Origin of the sequence: Dietzia aerolata (genome assembly GCF_014144865.1) — a bacterium.
In the GTDB taxonomy this organism is placed as follows: Bacteria; Actinomycetota; Actinomycetes; order Mycobacteriales; family Mycobacteriaceae; genus Dietzia; species Dietzia aerolata.
The window spans coordinates 1-6340 of sequence record NZ_JAALDM010000238.1 but is presented as its reverse complement, the minus strand read 5'-3'; the positions used below and the strand labels follow the sequence as shown (position 1 = coordinate 6340).

The window sequence follows — 6340 nt, the reverse complement described above, 5'->3', positions numbered from 1 at the left end:
TGGCGCGCCGACCGCACCGCGCGGGTGGCCTCCTGCATGAGGCCGTTGGCGACGCCGCCGAGGGCGAAGAACGCGCCCCAGTAGGTGGCGAACAGGGGGTAGTCGGCGGGGCCGAGGGCGCGGCCGGCGATGAGCATCACCAGGTACCCGGACGCCGCGGCGAACAGGGTGGCCAGGGTCAGGGCGCGCATCCCGCCTGCCGCCCCGCCCGCGGCGTCGCCTGTTCCGACCGCGCCGGACCTTTCCGTCATGGGCGCCTGCTCAGCGGGATCCGGGGTGGTCATCGGGCATGCCGAGGGTGGGCGGCAGCGGCTCGGAGAACAGCCATGCGTTCCACAGTGGGCGCAGGTCGACCTGTGCGTGGTCGGCGGCCATGTGGAGGAAGTCGTCGGTGGTGACGTTCTTGCCCGAGTACTTGGCCACCCAGGCGCGCAGCAGGTCGAAGAACCGCTGGTCGCCGATGGTCAGCCGCAGCGCGTGCAGGGTCAGGGCGCCGCGCTTGTAGACGCGGTCGTCGAACATGTCCTTCGGGCCCGGGTCGGCCAGCAGGATGTTCTGCGGCGAGTTCTGCAGCTTGGAGTAGTAGCGCAGCGCGTGGCTGCCGGCGTCCGCGCCGCCGGAGAACTCGGTCCACAGCCACTCGGCGTAGCAGGCGAAACCCTCGTGCAGCCAGATGTGCTTCCACTCGGCGGCGGTCACGGCGTTGCCGAACCACTGGTGGGCCAGCTCGTGGGCGATGAGCCGCTCGTCGGCGCCGCCGGACTCCACGGTGTTGCGGCCGAACGTCGACATACCCATGGCCTCGAGGGGGATCTCGAGCTCGTCGTCGGTCACCACGACCTTGTACTCGTCGAACGGGTACGGGCCGAACAGCTTGCTGAACACCTCGATCATCTCGATCTGGCGGTCGAAGGCCACCCGGAACCCGCGCTTGAGGTCGGCGGGCAGGTAGGCGCGGAACGGGACCGGACCGCCGGTGACCTCCAGGTGCTCGTACTGGCCGAGGTTGACCGTCACGAGGTAGGTGGAGGTGGGGTAGGGCAGGTCGAATTCCCAGGCCGTCATGCTGCCGCTGCGCTTCTTGCCGACGAGCGAGCCCGTCACCACGGCCCGGTACGGCGAGTCCGTGCTCAGCCGGATGCGGAACGGGGCCTTGGACGAGGGGTGGTCGTCGCAGGGGAACCAGCTGGCGGCGCCGTTGGGCTGGTTGGCCACCAGCACGCCGTCGTCCAGTTCCTCCCAGCCGACCTCGCCCCAGGCACCGCGGATGGGCCGCGGATTGCCGGCGTAGCGGATGGTCAGCGTGAACGCCGCGCCCACGGCGAGCGGCTCGGCCGGGGTCACGCTGAGCTTGCCGCGCGGGCGGGTGTAGCGGGCGACCCGGCCGCGGTCGAGCGTCACCTTGGACACGTCCAGGTGCGGGGACAGGTCGAGGTGGATGCTCTTGAGCGGCTCGGTCGCGGTGGCGGTGATGACCGCCTGCCCGCGCAGGTTGTTGGAGCTCATCTTGTAGGTGAGATCCAGTTCGTAGCGGGTGACCCGGTAGCCGTGGTTTCCGGCGGTCGGCAGGTACGGGTCCACCGGGTCTGCCCGCGACGGGTTGCGGGGTGCCGCGATCTTGGCGACGAGGTCTCTTTTGACTGCCCTGAGTTCCATGACCTGGGCGAGTCTAATGGAGGCCCGCCGCCGTCCCCGACCGCGTCAGCCCCGCCACGGCGAGATCGGGTTTCCCTGCCAGCGAGTACCGGCGGGGATGCGGTCGCCACGCATGACCAGCGACGCCGGGCCGACGGTCGAGCCGGCACCGATCGAGGACGCAGGCAGCGTCACGCAGTGGGCGCCCAGGGTGGCGCCGTCCTCCAGTTCGACGGTGTCGATCTGCATGATCCGGTCGTGGAACAGGTGCGTCTGGACCACGCAGCCGCGGTTGACGGTCGCGCCGTCGCCGAGGGTGATCAGGTCCGCTTCGGGAAGCCAGTACGACTCACACCACACGCCGCGGCCGAGTTTCGACCCCAGCAGCCGCAGCATCGCGTTGAGGACCGGCGTGCCCGAGGCCGGGCGAGCCATCCAGGGGGCGGCGAGGAGTTCGACGAACGAATCGGCGACCTCGTTGCGCCAGACGAACGACGACCACAGCGGCTGCTCACCGGCCTTGATGCGTCCGACGAACACCCACTTGGCGAGCACCGCGATCACCAGCGCGACCAGTCCCGCGTAGGCGAGCACCAGCCCGGTGGTCACCGCGGCCACGGCGAAGCCCCACTGCTGGTGCACGGACTGCATCAGCACCAGCACACTCACCAGGAGCAGGAACGACATCCATACCGGGATCAGGCGCAGCGTTTCCCAGGCACCGCGGGCGACCTTGAGGCGCTTCGGCGGTTCGTAGGTGCGGGAGTCGGTCTCGGAGTCGGTGATGGCACGCGGCAGCTTCTGCGGGGGCGAGCCCAGCCAGGAGGTGCCCTTCTTGGCCTTTTGCGGGGCGGACGAGAGCACCGCGACCAGGCCGCGGGCCGGGACCTTGCGGCCGGCCGAGGCGATGCCGGAGTTGCCGAGGAAGGCGCGCTTGCCGACCTGCGCGTGCTCCAGACGCATCCAGCCGGAGCCCAGCTCGTAGGGGGCGACCATGGTGTCGTCGGCGAGGAACGCCCCGTCGCGCACCGTGGTCAGCGACGGGATGAGCAGCACGGTGGACGCCTCGACGTCCTTGCCGATCTTCGCGCCGAGCATCCGGAGCCAGATGGGCGTGAGCATGGAGGCGTACAGCGGGTACAGCCAGTTGCGGGCGGCGTCCATGATCCGCTCGCTGCACCAGGCCTGCCACGCGGTCCGCGAGTGGACCGGGTGGAAGCCGGGCTTGAGGCCCACCGACAGCAACCGGATCGACACGAGCGTGAACACCGCGAACAGGGCGAACGCGAGCAGGGCGCCGGGGATCGACCACAGCGCGGTCTGCAAGGCCAGCTGGGCGAGTCCGTCGGCGTTGCGTGAGCCCCAGACCACCAGTGCCAGACCGGCGGCCAGGGCCACGAGCGGCATTCCGCCCAGGACCAGGGCGGACACCTGGTAGACCATGCTCCACCAGCGGCTGTGCCGGGCGGGTTCGGACGGCCAGCTCGAGCCTCGCTTGCCACGCTTGAGGGCGGGCGATCCGGCGTAGCGCTTGCCGGCCTTGACGTTGCCGACCACCGCGGAGCCGATCTCCACGTGGGCACCCTTGCCGACCTTGGCATCGGGGAACAGGGTCGAGCGGGCACCGACGACGGCGTTCTCGCCGATCTCGATCGCGCCGATGTGTACCACGTCGCCGTCCACCCAGTGCCCGGCGAGGTCGACCTCGGGCTCGATCGAGGCGCCGTCACCCACGGTGAGTAGGCCGGTGACCGGCGGCAGCGTGTGCATGTCGACGCCGCGCCCGATCTTGGCGCCCAGCAGAAGGGCCAGTGCGGTGAGCCAGCCGGCCCCGGCCAGTGACGTGGCGCCGGAGGCGTCCATCAACCGTTCGGCGGCCCACACCCTCAGGTGTACGGAGCCGGCGCGGCGATAGGTACCGGGCTTCACCCCGGCGGTGAGGAGCCGGCACAGTCCGGCGGTGATGACCATGCGGCCAAGCGGGAGCAGGAGCAGCACGGCCATGACGGCCAGCACCCACCAGTTGACGGGTCGCGCCCAGGTGACGCCCAGTTCGGCGGCGATGTTGTTCGCGATCCCGAGCCAGGTGAGCCACTGCAGACCGGTCACGGTCAGCAGTGGGATGGTGGCCAGGACCTGGACGATCTGCGCGCCGCGGCCGACCGGGTCAACGTGCCGCGGCTCCACCTCGGCCACGGGGTCGAGCTCGTCGAGGAACTCGGCGAAATCGCCCAGGCGGGACCGGTCGTAGATGTCGCTGACCGTGACCTCGGGGAAGCGCTCGCGGATCTTGACCACCACGTGCGCGGCGGCCAGGGAGCCACCGCCGAGGGCGAAGAAGTCCTCGTCGACGCCGGAGACGTCGGCCCCCAGGGCCGAGGACCACATCTCGGCGACCCATGCCTCGGTGCCGTCGAGGTCGGATTCGGCGGCGGAGGTCTGCGCAAGCGGCCACGGCAACGCGGCGCGGTCGACCTTGCCGGAGGTCCGGGTGGGCAGTTCGTCGACCAGTGCCAGGCGCGGGACCACGCCCGACGGCAGGGTCTCGCGCAGCGTGCCGGCGGCCTCGGCCAGGTCGAAGGTGTCGGGGTTTTCGGCGACGAGGTAGGCCACGAGGACGGCCTGGCCGGCGTCGGTATTCTTGACGGCGGCTGCGCCGGCGCTGACCCCGGGCAGTGCGGAGACGGCCGTGTCGACCTCGCCGAGTTCGAGTCGGCGTCCCCCGATCTTGACCTGGTCGTCGACGCGCCCGTTGAAGTAGAGGCCGTCCTCTTCCAGGCGCACCACGTCGCCGGAGCGGTAGGCCCGCTCCCAGCCCAGGGTTTCCATGGGCGCGTACTTCTCGGCGTCCTTGGCCGGGTCGAGGTAGCGCGCCAGCCCCACACCGCCGATCACGAGCTCGCCGGACTCGCCGTAGTTCACCGGCTGCCCCTCGCCGTCGACAACCGCGAGGTCCCAGCCGTCGAGTGGAAGTCCGATCGAGACCTCGCCGATGCCGTCCATTTGGGCGGCGCAGGAGACGACCGTCGCCTCGGTGGGGCCATAGGTGTTCCACACCTCGCGCCCGCCGCCGGCCAGTCGGGCCGCCAGCTCGGGTGGGCAGGCCTCGCCGCCGAGAATCACCATGCGGATGCCGGCGAGCATGGAATCCGACCACATCTGGGCGAGCGTGGGCACGGTCGAGATGACCGTGATCTGCCGATCCCGCAGCCACGGACCCAGGTCGATTCCGGACTTGACGATCGAGCGCGGCGCGGGCACCAGGCAGGCGCCGTGCGCCCAGGCCAGCCACATTTCCTCGCAGGAGGCGTCAAACGCCACGGACAGGCCGGCAAGGATGCGGTCGTTCGGCCCGAGCGGGGCGTCCTGCAGGAAGATGCGGGACTCGGCGTCCACAAAGGCGGCGGCACTGCGGTGGCTCACGGCCACGCCCTTGGGTAGGCCGGTGGTGCCGGAGGTGAAGATGATCCAGCAGTCGTCGTCGCCGTTCGGGCCGCGCTTGAGCGAGGGATCCAGCTGCCGCCCCGGCTCGGTGACGACCATGCCGTCGGCCTTGTAGATCGCCGCGACCTCAGCCTGACCGAAGACGAGCTCGGCGCGCTCCGGGGGATCCTCCACGTCGACCGGCACGTAGGCGGCTCCCGCGGCCAGCGTCGACAGGATCGCCAGGTACAGCTCGACACCGCCGGAGGGCATGAGTATGCCCACGCGGTCGCCGGCGCCGACGCCTTGCTCGTGCATCCACTTCGCGGAGGCGTGGATCTGCTCCCAGACCTGACTGTAGGTCAGGACCCGGTCGCCGTCGTCGATGCACGGTGCGTCCGGATATCGCTCGGCTGCGGAGCCGATGACGTCGATTAGCGTCCGCGGGCTGGGGGCGTGCGGGCCGCGAAGATACTGATCAGGGATGGGAGCCACCGGCGCATGGTATCCCGGGTAGGTAAACACTGAGAGGCGGACGGGGCTGGTGGGGTGCGGTCCGAGCCGGAGCGGCCCTGACAGGTCCCACTTTCCTCTCGCCGCCTTGTCCGCCGCCGCGCCACCTGCGTGGGTGGCGAACCGAAGTCAGCGGGTGAGCGCGGCCTCGAGGTGCTGCAGCGACTTCTCCAGGAAGGATGGCTGGAACGGGGGCAGGCTGAACTGTTCCTGCAATTCGGCGGGGACCGCGCTCCAGTCGTAGGTCAGCTGGATCCGGGTGCCGGAAGCCGTGGGCTCGAGGTCGTAGCGCCAGATCCATCCGCCGGTGCCGAGCTCGCCGTTCTGGTCGAACTGGCCGGGCTCCCACGCCAGGGTGCGGTCCTGCTCGAACGCGATCACCCGGTTGTGCATGGTGTAGGGCGTCCCGTCCTGCGGGAAGCCCATGTTCATGCCGAATACCTGACCGACCTCGGTGATCGGGGCCGGGTCGATCGCCTCGCGTACCCAGTCGCCGGGCTCGGTCTCGTGGTGGCGCGCGGGATCGGCCAGCAGCGCGAACACCTGCGCCGGGGGCACGGCCACCTCGTGTTCCACCACGAAGCGGCCGGCGTCGGCGTCGGTGGATGCGGCGTCGGCGCCGTTCGGCCCGGTCTGTTCGGTCATGACGTGCTCCTCGGGGGTGCGTTCGGGAGATCGCCACCAGCACACCACAGGCGACCGGACCGCGGAACCCCTCGCGGCCGACCCGTCCCCGCCGCCTCGCCGCGCAGCGCCGCACCCGCCACCT

3 protein-coding genes and 1 pseudogene are annotated in these 6340 nt (G+C 70.7%); all 4 read right to left on the bottom strand.

Annotated features, from left to right (window positions below):
- Positions 1-251 (bottom strand): annotated as a pseudogene (locus tag G6016_RS13615) (hypothetical protein); the annotation flags it as partial.
- Positions 252-261: 10 nt separating this feature from the next.
- A complete protein-coding gene (locus tag G6016_RS13610) occupies positions 262-1656 on the bottom strand; it encodes a M1 family metallopeptidase (protein WP_182633173.1) in 1395 nt (464 codons plus the stop codon).
- A 45-nt stretch (positions 1657-1701) separates the two neighbouring features.
- Complete coding sequence (locus tag G6016_RS13605; protein WP_338403614.1) at positions 1702-5553, bottom strand: Pls/PosA family non-ribosomal peptide synthetase; 3852 nt, start codon at positions 5551-5553, stop codon at positions 1702-1704.
- Between the two features lie 147 nt (positions 5554-5700).
- On the bottom strand, positions 5701-6216 hold the full coding sequence (locus tag G6016_RS13600; RefSeq protein WP_182633171.1) for an SRPBCC family protein: 516 nt from the start codon (positions 6214-6216) through the stop codon (positions 5701-5703).
- Positions 6217-6340 lie beyond the last annotated feature (124 nt).

Excerpts from the sequence above, each read along its gene's own strand:
- G6016_RS13600 (WP_182633171.1), bottom strand. The coding sequence starts at position 6,216 with ATGACCGAACAGACCGGGCCGAACGGCGCCGACGCCGCATCCACCGAC.
- G6016_RS13610 (WP_182633173.1), bottom strand. The coding sequence starts at position 1,656 with ATGGAACTCAGGGCAGTCAAAAGAGACCTCGTCGCCAAGATCGCGGCA.